This is a genomic window from Acidovorax sp. PRC11, assembly GCF_031844105.1.
In the GTDB taxonomy this organism is placed as follows: Bacteria; Pseudomonadota; Gammaproteobacteria; order Burkholderiales; family Burkholderiaceae_C; genus Paracidovorax.
Genome location: NZ_JAUZUQ010000012.1, coordinates 105,224 through 119,983, shown reverse-complemented (window position 1 = coordinate 119,983; position 14,760 = coordinate 105,224). Strand labels below are relative to the sequence as shown.

The window sequence follows — 14,760 nt, the reverse complement described above, 5'->3', positions numbered from 1 at the left end:
GGGAATCAGGCGCTGCGGCCTGCGCCCCCTGCAGGCTCAGTAGCCGTTGTCCACCACGCGCACCGACTGCGGGGCCTGGGCGTAACCGCCGCCGTACCCGCTGCCGTAGCTGCCGTTGTCCACGCGGAAGCCGCGGCCGTCCACGCGCACCGAGGTGCCTTCGGCCACCGGCTGCGAGCGCGTGAAGGTGCGCACCGAGCCGTCGTCCATGCGCACTCGGATCTGGTAGGCCGTGGTGGTGCGGGTGCGCTGTTCCACCGTGTGGCCCAGGTAGCCGCCGCCCACGGCGCCGAGCACCGTGGCGGCCGTGCGGCCGGAGCCCTTGCCCACCTGGTTGCCCAGCACGCCGCCGAGCACGCCGCCGGCCACCGCGCCGATGCCGGTCGCGGGCGCGGCCTGCTGCACGGCCTGCACGGACTCGACCCGGCCGCAGCTCGCGCACACCGGCGCCGCGGCACGCTGCATCGCGACCTGCTGGCCCTGCGAGGGCGGGTAATAGGAGGACGACGGGGCAGAGCCCTGCGCGTAGTTCTGCGAGCCCTGTGCCGGCGCCCGGTGCACCACGGCCGGAGCCGGCGTGCGCGGTGCGGGAGCGGCAGCAGGCGCCTGGGCGAGTTGCTGCGGTGCGAACGATGCCGCGCCCGGGTTGGCGGCGAGCGCCTGCGGCGTGCCCGGAGCGGCGGTGGCGGCCGCGGCCACGTCGGGCGCGCGGTCCTTGTTCTGGACGACCAGGGTGGCGCCCAGGGCGAGCACGCTGACGCCCAGCGCGCCGATCGCGGCCCAGAGCCACTTCACCGAGCCGCCGGCAGCGGCCGGGCCCGTATCGGAGTTGGAGCGGACAACGAGAGTCATGGTGTTCCCTTTCATGGGTGTTGTGCCCGCAGAGTACACGCGGCCCCCCTTCACATAACGCCGGGCTCTGTAAACACCGTAAGCAGCTGTAGAGCTCGCGGAAAGCGTCCGACACGGGGCTGCGGCGCCCGCTTTCAACGCGCCCCCCGGGGCGCGCGTACAGTGCGGTGCCATGGGCACGAAGGCGGCCGGCGCCGCACAGATCCGCATCGGGGTGTCGGGCTGGCGCTATGCGCCGTGGCGGGGTGTTTTCTACCCGAAAGGGCTGGCACAAGCCCGTGAGCTGGCCTTCGCCGCCCGGCAGTTCCCGGTGCTGGAACTCAACGGTTCGTTCTATTCACTGCAGCGGCCGCACAGCTGGGCCGCATGGGCGCAGGCCACGCCGCCGGGCTTCGTCTTCACCGTGAAGGCACCGCGCTTCATCACGCACATGCTGCGGCTGCGCGACTGCCGGGCGGCGATCGCCAACTTCTTCGCCTCCGGGCTGTTCGCGCTGGGGCCGAAGCTCGGGCCCATCCTCTGGCAACTGCCGCCCACCCTGCCCTTCGACGCAGGCACGCTGGAGGAATTTCTGGGCCTGCTGCCGCACGACACCACACGGGCCGCCGCCCTGGCGCGCGAGCGCGAGCCGCGCATGCGGGGCCGTGAACGCCTGGAGCCACCCGCGCCGGCCTGCCGCATCCGCCATGCGCTCGAAGTGCGGCACGCAAGCTTCGCCACGCCCGAGTGCATCGCCCTGCTGCGCCGCCATGGCGTCGCGCTGGTGGTGGCCGACACGGCGGGGCGCTGGCCGGAACTCGGCGACGTGACGGCCGATTTCGTCTACCTGCGGCTGCACGGCGCCCGGCAGCTCTACGCCAGCGGCTACAGCGAGTCGCAGATCGACGCCTGGGCCGATCGCATCCGTGCCTGGCACCGCGGCGGCGCGCCGCGCGGCATGGCACTGGCGGGCCCGGCAGCGCAGGCGCCCGCCGCACCGCAGGGCGGGCGCGATGTGTTCTGCTTCTTCGACAACACCGAGAAGCTGCACGCCCCCGAGAACGCCCTGCACCTGGCGCGTGCGCTGCGGCTCGACCCGGCGACGCTGCGACCCGCCGTGCGTTGACTTCGCGCCGGAGTCACGTCACCGGGCACGCATGCCGCCGCCCAACCCCGCCGCCACGGTCCCGTGCGGTTCAGTGCGCGGGTGCGGGCGTGGATGTGGGTGTGGCAGCGGGCGCCGGGGCGATCTTCTCCCCCGGCTCCGGCGGCACGTCTTCGGCATGCCCGGCGTCCACCCGCTGTCCCACGTTCTCCGCCCGCGCCTCCTGCAGCGCGCGTGCGCAGCTCGCGGAAAACAGCAGTACGGCCGACGAGAAATAGATCCACATGAGCAGCACCACCAGCGAGCCGGCGGCGCCATAGGCCGACACCACGGCAGCGGTGGAGAGATAGAACGCCAGCAGCTGCTTGCCCACGGTGAACAGGATCGCCCCCACGACGGCGCCGAACACCAGGCAGCCCATCGGGGGCTTCGGCCCCGTGCCGATGCGCATCAGCCCCACGAACAGCAGCACGGCGATGCCGAAGGCCACGATTTCGTTCACCAGCAGCAGCAACGGGCCGGACACCACCGGCAGGCGCGCGCTGGCCCAGGTGGCCACCACGTGGATCGCGGTGGAGACGACCAGCGACACCAGCAGCAGGAACCCGATGGCGAGCACATAGGTGAGGCCCCGCAGCCGCAGCGACGCCATGCGCCACCACGCCTTCTTCTCCTGCACGGGAGGATGGCCGGCGGTCCAGAGGCGCTCGAGCGCCGACTGCAGCTCGACGAACACCCCGGTCGCGCCCGACAGCAGCAGCACGAAGCCGACGATCGACGCGAGCCGTCCCTCGGAAGGCTCGCGCGCGCTCGACAGGGCAAGCTTCACGACCTCGGCGCCGCGCGCGCCCATCACCGACTGCACCTGGGCGACGAGGCTGGACTCGAGGTAGGACTTGTCGATCCACCAGCCGAGCACCCCCACCAGCAGCAGCAGCAGCGGCGCGAGGCTCAGCATGCCGTAGAACGACATGGCGGCGCTCATCCGCAGGCCGTCGGCATCCAGCCAGAGGTTGACGGCCCGCACGAGCGGCATGACGGGCTTCACCAGGCACTTGGCGCGCTCCACCCATGGCGTGAAAAACGAAGACGGCATGCCTGCATTGCACCGCAAAGATGAGCCGGCGGGTGTCGGCGCACTTCGCCAGTGCCGGCGTTGCAGGCCATGCCGGGGTTCCACGCCGCGGACGGGGTTTACCGCGCAGGCCATTGCAGAGATGGGCTCATGAGAGGCATCATGGAAGCACCTGTTTCTGCCCAACCGCGCGAGCGGTACGCCCGGCCGGGGCAGGCACCCCGCACAAGCTCGATCGAAGCCTGGGAAAAGAACACGTATGAAGAGGGATTTCCTGCCATCCGCATCGTCGGGCCGTTTCCTGGCCCTGCTGGTGCTCATCCTGATCGCGGCCCAGCTGGTGGCTTTCGTTTTCCTGCATTTCTCCAACCGGAGGATCGCCATGGAAAGCGTGGACGCGGCCCTGGAGGCCGGCACCCAGACCTTCGAATACACGGCCGTCACGCGGCGCCAGTACCGGTACGCCACGTCCGAGCTGATCGCGAAGGACTACGGCCTGCAGAACACCGTCTTCAACGAAACCAACCGCGCCACCGTCGAATCGGCCCTCTACAACCAGCTGGCACGGTCCGGCGCCGAGCTGATCGTGCTGACCGACCTGGGCGGCAGGCTGCTGGCGCGGGCCTCGGTGACGGGATTCCTGAACGACCGCGACGAGGTGCTGGACCGGCGGCTGGAGGAGATCGTCGCCGGCATCAAGCCCCCCGGCCGCAACATGCGCGTGCTGGCCGGGGACGACGGCAAGCCCGTGCTGCACAACTGGGTCAAGGTGTCGATGCGCGCGCCCCTGCCGGTGGCGCACATCTACCTCGCCTACCGGATCACCACGGCAGGCACCGAGGAATTCACGCGCATGACGCAGCTCGAGATGGCCTTCGTCACGCATGCGCAAGGTTCCGGCCACGACGTGCACGCGAGTTCGCTGCCCGCATCCTTCCCGCTGAACACCGCCCATCTGAACGAGCGCAACCGGCAGCCGTTCACCGTCGAGGCCGGCGGCGTCGACTACCGTGCCAAAGTGATCGTGATGGACGATTCCGGCCCCTTGCCCGTCTGGGCCCTGGTGGCCAAGCCGTTCGCCCCGGTGCTCGCGCCCTTCCTGCGGCTGGAGGCGCTGTTCGCCGTCAGCGTGCTGTTCAGTGCCGGCGTCTCGGCCCTGGCGGTCAGGATGGTCGCCCGCCGCGTGGTCACGCCGCTGGAGGACGTCGCGCAGAAGGACGCACTCACCGGTCTCGCCAATCGCCGCACCTTCGAGGCCCGGCTGCAGCGCGCCGAGCAGGAGCTGAGGAAGTCGGGCGCCGGCTTCTCCGTCATGCTGATGGACCTCGACAAGTTCAAGTTCGTCAACGACACCTACGGCCACGACGCGGGCGACGTGGTGCTGAAGGAAGCCGCCGCGCGCATCCAGAAGATCATCCGCTCGTCCGACACGCTGGCCCGCCTGGGCGGCGACGAGTTCGCCATCGTCGTGCGCACCGACGACCCGCAGACGCTCAGCGACATCGCCGCCGCCATCATGGAAGTGGTGCGCCAGCCCATTCCCCTGAAGCCCGGCCTGGCCGCCGAAATCGGCACCAGCATCGGCATCGCGTTTGCCCCCGCCCACTCCCGCATCGGCGCCGAGGTGGTGCATTGCGCCGACCTGGCGATGTACGCGGCCAAGCGCAACGGGGGTGGATTCTCCATCGCGGAGCCCGTGGCGCCTGCCGCCGGGGCGCACGAAGAGGCGCGGGCGGACACGGACGGGCCCCCGCGGGTCCGGTGACTCCGCACCTGCGGGGCCCGGGGCCGCCCTTCCCCGTCAGCCGCCCTGCCCCATCGCCGGGTCGGACACCGCATCCCGGCCGTTCTCGACGCGGCCTGCGAAGCGCCGCGCGAAGGCCGGCGCGGCGCCGCAGCGCACGGTGAAGTCGTACCAGTGGCCGCTGTCGCCCAGCGCCCAGGCCAGTTCCTCCACCGCGCCCGGCGCGACGCTGCGCGTCCAGGGGCCGTCCGTGCGGTAGGCACCCGCCTCGGCCGTGAAGGACAGCGCCGCGGTGCCGCGGTTGTAGAGCTTCACGCGCACCTGGGGCGGGTCGCACAGCTCGTAGCAGACCTGCACCTCGGGCATGCCGGCCGCCGCCTGCTGGGCCAGGTCGCCCGTGAATTGGCGGTGGTAGCCGTTGGGGCCGAGCACCCAGAGGTCATACGCGCCGCCGTCGGCCGCCACGTTCCAGACGCCGTCGAGTGTCTTGCCGGGCTCCACCACGTAGCGCCGCGGGATCGCGGTGAGGTGCTTCTTGTCGTAGACATGGAACACCGCCGCGGCGCTGCCGGCCTTGGCCGTGTTGGCGAACAGCAGCGTGACCGTGCCGGCACCGGCGTTGGCCTGGGCCGTCGTGTGCAGCTCATAGGGCAGCGCGCGCGAGGGCCGCACGCCCGGCGCCTGGGCCGGCAGGGCCGCATCGACCGACGCGGCGGGCTGGGGCAGCTTGCCGGCCTGCACCTGCGCCGCCACGCGCGCGTCCACCGCCGTCTTGTTGGTGCGGCCGTCCAGCGTGGGCAGCTTCTCGGTGTTCGGATTGACGAAGTTGAAGCAGCTCGTGAGGTCGCCGCACACGGCGCGGCGGTAGGGGCTGATCTGCGGCTCGGCCACGCCGAAGCGCTTTTCCAGGAACATGAGCGTGGAGGTGTGGTCGAACACCTGCGAATTCACCCAGCCGCCGCGGCTCCAGGGCGAGACGATCCACATCGGCACGCGCGGGCCGGGGCCGTAGGGCCTGCCGTCCGGCGCTGGCTGGCTCGGCGTGGCCGGCTGGAAGTCGTGGTACTCCGCCGCCACGTCGGCGTCGGCCAGCGTGCAGGCGCCCGCGAGGCTGCCGTCCGGGTTGCGCGACGGGGCCGAGGGCGACGGCAGGTGGTCGAAGAAACCGTCGTTCTCGTCGTAGTTGATGAGCAGCACCGTCTTGCTCCACACCTCGGGATTGGCAGTGAGCGCGTCCAGCACTTCCTGCACGTACCAGCCGCCCTGCGCGGGGCTCGACGGGCCGGGGTGCTCGCTGTAGACCGAAGGCGCGATGATCCACGACACCGCCGGCAATTTGCCCTGGCGGATGTCCTCGCGGAAGGTCTCCAGGAAGCCCTGCGGCATGGTGTTGCCGAAGCCCTTGGCGAGCGGGCTCAGGGCATCGTCGATGGCCGGGTCGTAGACGGGGCCCGCCAGGCCCTGCGGCTGCGTGATGTCGGTCTTGGCCACGTAGAGCGGCTTGCGGTCCGCGGGCATCTTCTCGATCTCGGCGCGCCAGTGACGGAAGCCCATCATCTCGTTGCAGCCGAAGTTGTCGATCAGGCTCTGGTAGACCTTCCATTGCACGCCGGCCTTCTCCAGGCGGTCGGCATAGGTCGTCCACGTCCAGCCCTCGGTGGAGGCGCCGACGTCGTTGCCCGCGTTGAACTGGTTGTTCAGGCCCGCCACGCGCACCTTGGAACCATCCACCGGGCTGATGCCGTTCGGGCCGTTCGTGCCCGTCCAGTAGAACAGCCGGTTGGCGATGGTGCCGGTGTGCATGCCGCAGTGGTAGTGGTCGCACAGCGTGAAGGCCTCGGCCAGCGCGCGCTGGAACGGCACCTCGGCTGTCTCGTAGTAGCCCATCGAGAGCGGCAATTTGGCGTCCGGCCATTTGTACATGCGCCCATGGTCCCAGGCCGCCTGCGAATCCACCCAGGTGTGCGGCGTGCTGCCGGCGCGCTGCGCGTTGCCCTTCGATTCGTCCAGGCGGTAGGGCACGTAGGTGCTCGCGGGCGTGGTCTTGCTGTAGGTCTGGTAGAAGACGTTGCGGCCGTTGGGCGTGGGGATCGGGAACCGGTCGCCGAAGCCGCGTACGCCCTTGAACGTGCCGAAATAGCTGTCGAACGAGCGGTTCTCCATCATCAGCATCACCACGTGCTGCACGTCCTGGATCGTGCCCGTGGCGTTGTGCGCCTCGATGGCGAGCGCGCGCCGGATCGCCGGCGGGAACGCCGTGAGCGTGGCCGCGGCCGCGCCCGTGCCGAGCAGGCTGGAGAGGAAATGGCGCTTGGAGGAATCGACGGTCATCTGGAGGAATCTTTGTGGGTGGTGGGTTGCCGTGTGCCGTGGGACGACGCGGGCACGCGGACGAATGCGCGTGCGGGCAAGTCGGCAGTTACGTGGGGAATGCACGCTGGCGCCCGGGCCGCGCGGCACGCGCGCCTGGGGCTGCGCCGGCTCAGGGCTTGGGCGCGCAGTGCGTGTCGGGCGCCGTGCAGGTAGACAGGCCCGAAGAAGAACCGGAGCCGCCACAGCCGGCCAGCAGCAGTCCGAGCGCGAGGGTGCAGGCGGCCAGCAAGGGGCGGCCGAGGGAGAACGGCAGGGGATGCCGTGGATGCGGAGTCATGGAGTGGGGGAAAGAAGAACGACGAGGGTTCGCATTCTTCTCGCCGCCTGTGGCACCTGAGTGACGTGCGGGTAACAGAAAAGTAACGCGCGGTGGTTACGGATGAGTCGCGCGGTCAATGGGGCACCCACCAATGAGAAGGCTGCCTTGCGGTGGCCTTTTCGCCCCAAGCCAGGCCCACTGAATGACATGGCGAGGGGATGGTGCGCCGGGCTTCGGGCTCAGAGATTCGGCGCCAGCAACCGCTCCAGCACCTTCTCGTCCATTCCGCGCCGCTCGGCCATGTCGTGCAGCTGGTCCTCGCCGATCTTGCCGACGTTGAAGTAGGTGCTCTCGGGGTGGCCGATGTAGAAGCCGCTCACGCTGGCGGCGGGCGTCATGGCCAGGCTTTCCGTCAGGCCCATGCCGATCTCCTCGCACTGCAGCACGCGGAACAGCTCCTGCTTGGCGCTGTGGTCGGGGCAGGCGGGGTAGCCGGGCGCGGGGCGGATGCCATGGTACTTCTCGGCGATCATGTCGTCGTTGCTCAGGGCTTCGCCGGCCGCATAGCCCCAGAGGTCGGTGCGCACGCGCTGGTGCAGGCATTCGGCGAACGCTTCGGCGAGGCGGTCGGCCAGGCTCTTGAGCATGATGGCGGAGTAGTCGTCCAGCGCGTCGATGAAGGCCTGTTCCTTCTTCTCCACGCCGAGGCCGGCCGTCACGGCGAAGAGGCCGGCGTAGTCGGCCACGCCGCTCTCCTTGGGCGCCACGAAGTCGGCCAGGCACCGGCTGGGGCGCATCACGCCGTCGATCATCTGCTTTTCGGTCTGCTGGCGCAGGCCATACCAGGTCATGGCGACTTCGGTGCGCGATTCGTCGGTGTAGAACTCGATGTCGTCGCCTACGCTGTTGGCGGGGTAGAGCGCCAGCACGCCGCTCGCGCTGAGCCAGCGGCCCTCGATCAGCTTCTTCAGCATGGCCTGCCCGTCGGCGAACACGCGCTGCGCCTGCTCGCCCACGACGTCGTCGGTGAGGATGGCGGGGTACGGGCCGGCCAGGTCCCAGGTCTGGAAGAACGGGCCCCAGTCGATGTACTTCGCCAGTTCGGCGAGGTCGAAGTTCTTGAACACGCGCCGGCCCAGCAGGCGGGGCTTCGGGGGCTGGTAGTTGGCGAAATCGACCGGCGTGCGGTTGGCGCGGGCCTTGGCCAGCGGCCACATCGGCGTCTGCTTCTTGTTGGCGTGCTGCTGGCGGACCTTGTCGTAGTCGGCGGTCAGCTCTTCGACATAGCTCTGCGCGCCGTCGCCCAGCAGGCTCTGCGCCACGCTCACGCTGCGCGAGGCGTCGGGCACGTACACCACGGGGCCCTCGTAGTGCGGCGCGATCTTGACGGCGGTGTGCACGCGCGAGCAGGTGGCGCCGCCGATCAGGAGCGGGATCTTCTTCACGCGGAAGTGCTCGTCCTTCTGCATCTCGCCGGCCACGTACTGCATCTCTTCGAGGCTCGGCGTGATGAGCCCCGAGAGGCCCACGATGTCCGCGCCCTCGACCTTGGCGCGCGCCAGGATCTCGTGGCACGGGACCATGACGCCCATGTTCACCACCTCGAAGTTGTTGCACTGCAGGACCACGGTGACGATGTTCTTGCCGATGTCGTGCACGTCGCCCTTGACGGTGGCGATGACGATCTTGCCCTTGCTGCGCACGTCGCGGCCGGCGAGTTCGTCCTGGCGCTTTTCTTCCTCGATGTAGGGGATCAGGTGGGCCACGGCGGACTTCATCACGCGTGCGCTCTTCACCACCTGGGGCAGGAACATCTTGCCGGCGCCGAACAGGTCGCCCACGACGTTCATGCCGTCCATGAGCGGGCCTTCGATCACGTGCAGCGGGCGGCCGCCCCTGGCCAGGATCTCGCGGTAGGCCTCTTCGGTGTCTTCGACGATGAAGTCGGTGATGCCGTGCACCAGCGCGTGCGAGAGGCGCTCGCCCACGGTCTTGGGGTGCTCGGGCGTGCCGCGCCATTCGAGCTTCTTGCTTTCGTCCTTGGCGCCGCTCTTGGCGGTCTCGGCGATCTCCACCAGGCGCTCGCCGGCGTCGGGGCGGCGGTTGAGCACCACGTCTTCCACGCGCTCGCGCAAGGTGGGCTCCAGGTCGTCGTAGACGCCGACCATGCCGGCGTTGACGATACCCATGTCCATGCCCGCCTTGATCGCGTGGTACAGGAACACGGTGTGGATGGCTTCGCGCACCGGGTCGTTGCCGCGGAAGCTGAAGGAGACGTTCGACACGCCGCCCGAGACCTTGGCGCCCGGCAGGTGCTGCTTGATCCAGCGCGTGGCCTCGATGAAATCGACGGCGTAGTTGTTGTGCTCCTCGATGCCCGTGGCCACCGCGAAGATGTTGGGGTCGAAGATGATGTCCTCGGGCGGGAAGCCGACTTCGTCGACCAGCACGCGGTAGGCGCGCTCGCAGATCTCGATCTTGCGCGCATAGGTGTCGGCCTGGCCGACTTCGTCGAAGGCCATGACCACGGCGGCGGCGCCGTAGCGCTTCACCAGCCGCGCCTCGTGCTTGAACTTCTCCACCCCCTCCTTCATGGAGATGGAGTTGACGATCCCCTTGCCCTGGATGCAGCGCAGGCCCGCCTCGATCACGTCCCACTTGGAGCTGTCCACCATGATCGGCACGCGGGCGATGTCGGGCTCGGAGGCGATGAGCTGCAGGAAGCGCACCATGGCCGCCTTGCTGTCCAGCATGGCCTCGTCCATGTTGATGTCGATGACCTGCGCGCCGTTCTCCACCTGCTGGCGCGCCACGGCCAGGGCCTCTTCGAACTGGCCGTTCAGGATCATGCGCGCGAAGGCCTTGGAGCCGGTCACGTTGGTGCGCTCGCCGATGTTGACGAACAGCGTGCCCTCGCCGATCAAGACCGGCTCCAGGCCGGACAGCTTCATGGGGGGCACGGCGGAGGCAGAGGCAGCGGCCTCGGCGGCGGCGGAAGGGGAATGCGGGGCGGAGGACATCAGGCTCACCTGTGCGATCGGTTCGGGGATGAAACAGGCGAGCGTCGTTGTGCGGATGCCGGCCCCGAGCCTGACGCCGCCGTCCTGGTTCTGGGCTCCTGCGCTTTCATCGGCAGGGGACGGCGGGCGCTGCAACGCTCCTCGGGGGCGGGCAATTTTAACGGGGCCGGGGGCGCAGCGGGGTGCGGCCGCCCGTCAACGCACCGGCAGGAACTGCAGGAAGGTGCCGCCCACCAGGTTCTGCACGTAGCTGATGGCCGCGCGGCGGTACTTCTCCGCCACCACGCCGGCCAGCAGGTCGAGCCGGGCGATGACCTTGCCGAACTCGCGCTCGAAGCTCAGGTTGCGCGTGTCCGCCGTGATCTCGTCGGCCAGCAGCAGCGGCCGGCCGTCGGCGCCGCGCCGCTGCGCGAGGATCCACACGGCGATCTCCACGTTGCGCGCGGCGTTGTAGAGGTGCTGCGCGTCCAGGCCGTCGATCAGGAAGAACTCGGTCTTGCCGCCGTGCGCGGTGATGAGCATGTCGGCCGTGGCGCAGGTGAACGCCGCCACGCGGTCGCCGGCGAACTCGGGGCTGAGCGCCAGCGCCAGCGCGGCGACGTCGCGCCGGCCCTGCAGCGGCGCCCAGGGCTGGCGGTGCTCGACGGCCTCGCGCACGCGCTGGCCCGCCAGGATGCGGCCCGGCAGCTGCCCGGGCTCCTGGCCCTTGCGCCATTCGGCCGGATTGCGGCGGTAGAGCTTGTCCATCACCATGTACAGGCTGTCGAGGTTGGCACGCATGCCGAGCGTGGCCATGCGGTTCACGTCGGACTGGGCCAGTTCGGTGGGCGCGACGGCGGCGGCCTGCACCTCGCCGCGGTCCGTGTGGGCGGGCGAGCCGCAGCCGGCCAGGGCGGCGCCGGCGAGGGCACAGCCCTGCCACAGCAGGCAACGGCGGGACAGCGGAGGTGGAGGCATGTGCGCCGCATTATCGGCAGGGGGCGGAGCCCGCTGCGGATCCGCGGCGACAATCGCCCACCGACAGGCACTGGCAGCGAAGGCAATGGCATTGGCATCCCACACCCCCGACAACCTCCGGTCGATCCAGATACTCCGGGCCGTCGCCGCCACCAGCGTCGTGTATTTCCACATCGGCGCCGTTCCCGTGTTCGGCTCGTTCGGTGTCGACATCTTCTTCGTCATCAGCGGCTTCGTGATGGCGATGGTCTGCGAGCATGGCGAAGCACCCCGCGCCTTCGCGGCGAAGCGGGTGGCCCGGATCGTTCCGCTCTACTGGGTGCTGACCACCGGGGTGCTGCTGCTGGCCGCCGTGCGGCCGGACCTGCTGAACTCCACGACGGCCCAACTGGGCAACTACCTCAAGTCCCTGCTGTTCATTCCGTACTTCAAGGAAAACGGCGCACTGCACCCGATGCTGGCGGTGGGATGGACGCTCAACTACGAGATGTTCTTCTACCTGTGCGTGGGGCTGGTGCTGCTGGCGGGCCGCCGGAACCTAGCGCTGTTCGTCGGCAGCGTGGCTGCGCTGGTGACCGCCGCGTACATCGGCCTGGGGCACCTGGCGGGCGGGCCGGTGCTGTCCAGCTTCTTCGGCTCGGCCCTGCTCTTCGAGTTCCTGTTCGGGATGGCCGCCTACCTGCTCTGGCGCCGGGGATGGCCCGCGAAAGCCGCCGGGCCCTGGCTGGCCGCGGCGGCCCTGGCGGCGTACGCGTTCATGGCCGTCTGCGAAAGCCGGGGCGCCACGATCGACCGGGTGTTCGTGTTCGGCCTGCCCTCGTTCGTGCTCGTTCTCGCCTGCGTGGGCTGCGAACGCTGGATTCCCGGGCCGGGCGGGACGGTGTCCGATGCGCTGTGCCGCGTCGGCGACGCCAGCTACGCCACGTACCTGAGCCATTTCTACGTCGTCGAGGGCATCCGCAAGATCGCCCACCAGAAGCTGGGCCTCATCGATCCCTACCGCCCGGTCGGCGTGGCGGTCATCCTGGTGTCGGCGCTCGTCGTCGGGCACGTGGTGTACCTCTGGCTGGACCGGCCCCTCAGCCGCTGGGCCCGGCGGGTGCTGGCGCCCGTGCGCCGGCCCGCGCGGGCCCTGCCGGCGGCCTGAGGCGACGCCCCGGAGGCCGGGGGCCCGCGACCTCCGGCCGTGCACGCTCAGAAAGTGTGCAGCACGCCGGTCGTGACGCCGGTGGCACGCGCCTTGTTGGCCGCGCCCTGGTAGCCGTCGCGCCAGTGCGTGCGGTCCAGCTCGGCATACAGGCGCGTGCGGCGCGAGAGCTTGTATTCCGCGAACAGGATCGCGCGGGTGTAGCCGTCGTCCCGCTGGCCGGTGCGCTGGCGGTCTAGGCGGTAGAGCGAGGCCGTCAGGTCCACCGAGGAAGTGGCGGCCCAGGTCAGGCCGGCCGAATGCACGCGCTGCACCGTGCGGGCGGTGGCCGAGGTGTCGGCCTCGCTGCGCGCGGTGTTCAGGGCCACGCGCACGCTGCCCCACTGGTAGGCGGCTCCCAGCGTGGCGGCCTCCAGCTCCAGCTGCGTGGCGGTCTTGAAGCGCTGGTAGGCGCCCGAGACGGCCCAGGGGCCCGCGGCGTAGGCCAGGCCCGCGCCCGTGGAGGCCTGCGCGGAGGCGCGGCCCGCGTTCTCGCCGAAGGCGTGCATCGCACGCGCCGTGACGGGACCGAACCGGCCGGTGTACTTGACGGAATTGTCCAGGCGGTACGAGCCGGTGGTGGCGCCCGCGCTGCCGTACTCCTGGCCCAGGCCGTGGCTGCTCAGGGCCGCGGTGGCGATGTTCGGGTTGAAGGACGCGAAGCGCATGCCCACCGGGTCCACCGGGCTGATCGCATCGGCCAGCAGGTTGGTCTGCCGGCCGGCCGTGACCTGGCCCCAGCCTCCGCCCAGGCCGACGATGGCGGCACGGTCGAAGAACTTGGTGGAGTTGGCGGTGGTGCCGGTGTCGAGGTTCAGGCCGGTTTCCAGGTTGAACAGCGCATGCAGGCCGCCGCCCAGGTCTTCGCGGCCGCGCAGGCCGAAACGGCTGGTGCTGTTGACGCCGCTGGCGATGCCGGTGGTGGAGGTGGCGGCCGGGGCGTTGGCGGCCGTGAGGCCGGAGCCGTAGCGCACGCCGGCATCGGCGATGCCGTACACGGCGAGGTGGGTCTGGGAGAAGACGAGCGCGGGCGCGCAGAGGGCAGCAGCCGCCGCCAGGGATCGGAGGGCCATGGTAAGTCTCTTGAGGAAAGGCGCGCAGGACCGCGCCGCGCCGGGCGCGGCGGCAGGCCTCGCGCGGAAGCCGAAGAACGAGGAAAGGAACAGCACGGGCGCCGATCGGCCCGGCAGGATCGCGTTCAGAGCGCGGGCGCGGGTTCCTTGCGGGCCGGCGCCGCGGGCTCGGCACGGGCGGGAGCGGCTGCGGGCGCGGCACGCGTGGCAGGCTCCATGCCGGTGCTGCGCACGATGGAGGCGGCGGCGGGCGCGGCCAGGAAGCGGATCAGGTGGCGCGCGGCCTCCGGGTCCGGCGAGCCGGTGGCGACGCCCGCGGAGAAGAACACGCGCTGCTGGACCTCGTCGGGCAGTGCGCCGACGAACTGCAGCTCCTTGAACGGCAGCAGTTCGCTCACCTGCTGGAAGCCGATCTCCGCATCGCCGCGCAGCACCACCGCGCCCACGCGCTCGCTGTAGATCTTCGTGGCCTTGCCCTTCATCTGCTCGGCCACGCCCAGGCGCTGGAACAGCTCGGTGGAGAGGTAGGTGCCGCTCGCGCTGGCGGAATAGGCGACCGACTTGGCGTTCAGCAGCGTCTGGCGCAGCGCGTCCACCGTGCTGATGTCCGGCGGGGGCGTGCCCTTGCGCACGCTCATGCCGATCATCGAGCGGGCCAGGTCCACGCGGCTGCCCGCCTGCACCTTGCCCTGGGCGATCAGTTGGTCGAGCGCCGAGTCGGCCAGGATCACCACGTCGAACTGCTCACCGCGCGCCATGCGGCTGGGGATCGAATCCGGCGCAGTGCCCATCGAGGCGCCGCGCGCGGTCGTCACCTTGTGGCCCGTGGCCTGCTCGTAGAGCGGCACCAGCTGGTCGTACGCCGCCGAGAACCCGCCGGAGGTGACCACGCGGATCTCCGCCGCCTGGGCCGTGGAGGGCAGCGCCCCGCCGAAGGTGAGCCCCAGGCCCAGCGCGGTGCCCCACAGCGCGCCGAGGAAGCGGCGGCGCAGTGCGGGAAGCGCGGGAGAAGGGGCGTGGGAAGGGGAAGAAGCGGCGCGCGGCGGCATGGGATGTCTCCTGTCGTTGTGATGGTGCTCTGCAGGGTCTGCCAGAGAGCCCGGATGCTAGGCAGGCAGGCATGTTCTGTGAATTGCA

The 14,760-nt window shown here is 70.3% G+C and carries 11 protein-coding genes and 1 riboswitch; of the genes, 3 read left to right on the top strand and 8 right to left on the bottom strand.

The window, feature by feature from the left end:
• Nucleotides 1-36: 36 nt before the first annotated feature.
• Nucleotides 37-852 carry a glycine zipper 2TM domain-containing protein gene (locus Q9R47_RS15145; RefSeq protein WP_311234028.1) on the bottom strand — a complete coding sequence of 272 codons (816 nt, stop codon included), beginning with the start codon at nucleotides 850-852 and terminating at the stop codon, nucleotides 37-39.
• A gap of 172 nt (nucleotides 853-1,024) precedes the next feature.
• On the opposite strand from Q9R47_RS15145, the gene Q9R47_RS15140 reads away from it, so the two are divergent.
• Nucleotides 1,025-1,957, top strand: a complete 933-nt coding sequence (locus Q9R47_RS15140) for a DUF72 domain-containing protein (RefSeq protein ID WP_311234027.1) — start codon at nucleotides 1,025-1,027, stop codon at nucleotides 1,955-1,957.
• A gap of 70 nt (nucleotides 1,958-2,027) precedes the next feature.
• Here the strand turns inward: Q9R47_RS15140 and Q9R47_RS15135 are convergent, their stop codons facing one another.
• On the bottom strand, nucleotides 2,028-3,032 hold the full coding sequence (locus tag Q9R47_RS15135; protein ID WP_311234026.1) for a YihY/virulence factor BrkB family protein: 1,005 nt from the start codon (nucleotides 3,030-3,032) through the stop codon (nucleotides 2,028-2,030).
• Between the two features lie 238 nt (nucleotides 3,033-3,270).
• On the opposite strand from Q9R47_RS15135, the gene Q9R47_RS15130 reads away from it, so the two are divergent.
• Complete coding sequence (locus tag Q9R47_RS15130) at nucleotides 3,271-4,776, top strand: diguanylate cyclase (protein WP_311234025.1); 1,506 nt, start codon at nucleotides 3,271-3,273, stop codon at nucleotides 4,774-4,776.
• Between the two features lie 36 nt (nucleotides 4,777-4,812).
• Here Q9R47_RS15130 and Q9R47_RS15125 read toward each other — a convergent pair whose 3' ends face one another.
• The 4 genes from Q9R47_RS15125 to Q9R47_RS15110 all read right to left on the bottom strand — a co-directional run bounded on the left by Q9R47_RS15125 (nucleotide 4,813) and on the right by Q9R47_RS15110 (nucleotide 11,364).
• Nucleotides 4,813-7,086 (bottom strand): phosphocholine-specific phospholipase C, encoded by a 2,274-nt coding sequence (locus tag Q9R47_RS15125; RefSeq protein WP_311234024.1) that lies wholly within the window; start codon nucleotides 7,084-7,086, stop codon nucleotides 4,813-4,815.
• Between the two features lie 151 nt (nucleotides 7,087-7,237).
• Nucleotides 7,238-7,405 carry a hypothetical protein gene (locus tag Q9R47_RS15120; protein ID WP_311234023.1) on the bottom strand — a complete coding sequence of 56 codons (168 nt, stop codon included), beginning with the start codon at nucleotides 7,403-7,405 and terminating at the stop codon, nucleotides 7,238-7,240.
• 221 nt (nucleotides 7,406-7,626) lie between these two features.
• Nucleotides 7,627-10,407, bottom strand: coding sequence for a methionine synthase (gene metH / locus Q9R47_RS15115; RefSeq protein WP_311234022.1), 2,781 nt, complete (start codon nucleotides 10,405-10,407; stop codon nucleotides 7,627-7,629).
• Nucleotides 10,408-10,439: 32 nt separating this feature from the next.
• Nucleotides 10,440-10,556, bottom strand: a riboswitch (S-adenosyl-L-homocysteine riboswitch).
• A 46-nt stretch (nucleotides 10,557-10,602) separates the two neighbouring features.
• Nucleotides 10,603-11,364 (bottom strand): hypothetical protein, encoded by a 762-nt coding sequence (locus tag Q9R47_RS15110; RefSeq protein ID WP_311234021.1) that lies wholly within the window; start codon nucleotides 11,362-11,364, stop codon nucleotides 10,603-10,605.
• A gap of 85 nt (nucleotides 11,365-11,449) precedes the next feature.
• Between Q9R47_RS15110 and Q9R47_RS15105 the strand changes: the two genes are divergently transcribed.
• Nucleotides 11,450-12,511 (top strand): acyltransferase, encoded by a 1,062-nt coding sequence (locus Q9R47_RS15105; protein ID WP_311234020.1) that lies wholly within the window; start codon nucleotides 11,450-11,452, stop codon nucleotides 12,509-12,511.
• 47 nt (nucleotides 12,512-12,558) lie between these two features.
• On the opposite strand, the gene Q9R47_RS15100 is transcribed toward Q9R47_RS15105, so the two are convergent.
• Nucleotides 12,559-13,623: a porin gene (locus Q9R47_RS15100; RefSeq protein WP_311234019.1), complete on the bottom strand. Its 1,065-nt coding sequence runs from the start codon at nucleotides 13,621-13,623 to the stop codon at nucleotides 12,559-12,561.
• A gap of 125 nt (nucleotides 13,624-13,748) precedes the next feature.
• Nucleotides 13,749-14,672, bottom strand: coding sequence for a substrate-binding domain-containing protein (locus Q9R47_RS15095; protein ID WP_311234018.1), 924 nt, complete (start codon nucleotides 14,670-14,672; stop codon nucleotides 13,749-13,751).
• Between the last annotated feature and the right edge of the window lie 88 nt (nucleotides 14,673-14,760).

What these genes read in the sequence shown, in the direction of transcription:
- Q9R47_RS15145 (WP_311234028.1), bottom strand. Translation starts at nt 852, where the DNA reads ATGACTCTCGTTGTCCGCTCCAACTCCGATACGGGCCCGGCCGCTGCC.
- Q9R47_RS15140 (WP_311234027.1), top strand. Translation starts at nt 1,025, where the DNA reads ATGGGCACGAAGGCGGCCGGCGCCGCACAGATCCGCATCGGGGTGTCG.
- Q9R47_RS15135 (WP_311234026.1), bottom strand. Translation starts at nt 3,032, where the DNA reads ATGCCGTCTTCGTTTTTCACGCCATGGGTGGAGCGCGCCAAGTGCCTG.
- Q9R47_RS15130 (WP_311234025.1), top strand. Translation starts at nt 3,271, where the DNA reads ATGAAGAGGGATTTCCTGCCATCCGCATCGTCGGGCCGTTTCCTGGCC.
- Q9R47_RS15125 (WP_311234024.1), bottom strand. Translation starts at nt 7,086, where the DNA reads ATGACCGTCGATTCCTCCAAGCGCCATTTCCTCTCCAGCCTGCTCGGC.
- Q9R47_RS15120 (WP_311234023.1), bottom strand. Translation starts at nt 7,405, where the DNA reads ATGACTCCGCATCCACGGCATCCCCTGCCGTTCTCCCTCGGCCGCCCC.
- metH (WP_311234022.1), bottom strand. Translation starts at nt 10,407, where the DNA reads ATGTCCTCCGCCCCGCATTCCCCTTCCGCCGCCGCCGAGGCCGCTGCC.
- Q9R47_RS15110 (WP_311234021.1), bottom strand. Translation starts at nt 11,364, where the DNA reads ATGCCTCCACCTCCGCTGTCCCGCCGTTGCCTGCTGTGGCAGGGCTGT.
- Q9R47_RS15105 (WP_311234020.1), top strand. Translation starts at nt 11,450, where the DNA reads ATGGCATTGGCATCCCACACCCCCGACAACCTCCGGTCGATCCAGATA.
- Q9R47_RS15100 (WP_311234019.1), bottom strand. Translation starts at nt 13,623, where the DNA reads ATGGCCCTCCGATCCCTGGCGGCGGCTGCTGCCCTCTGCGCGCCCGCG.
- Q9R47_RS15095 (WP_311234018.1), bottom strand. Translation starts at nt 14,672, where the DNA reads ATGCCGCCGCGCGCCGCTTCTTCCCCTTCCCACGCCCCTTCTCCCGCG.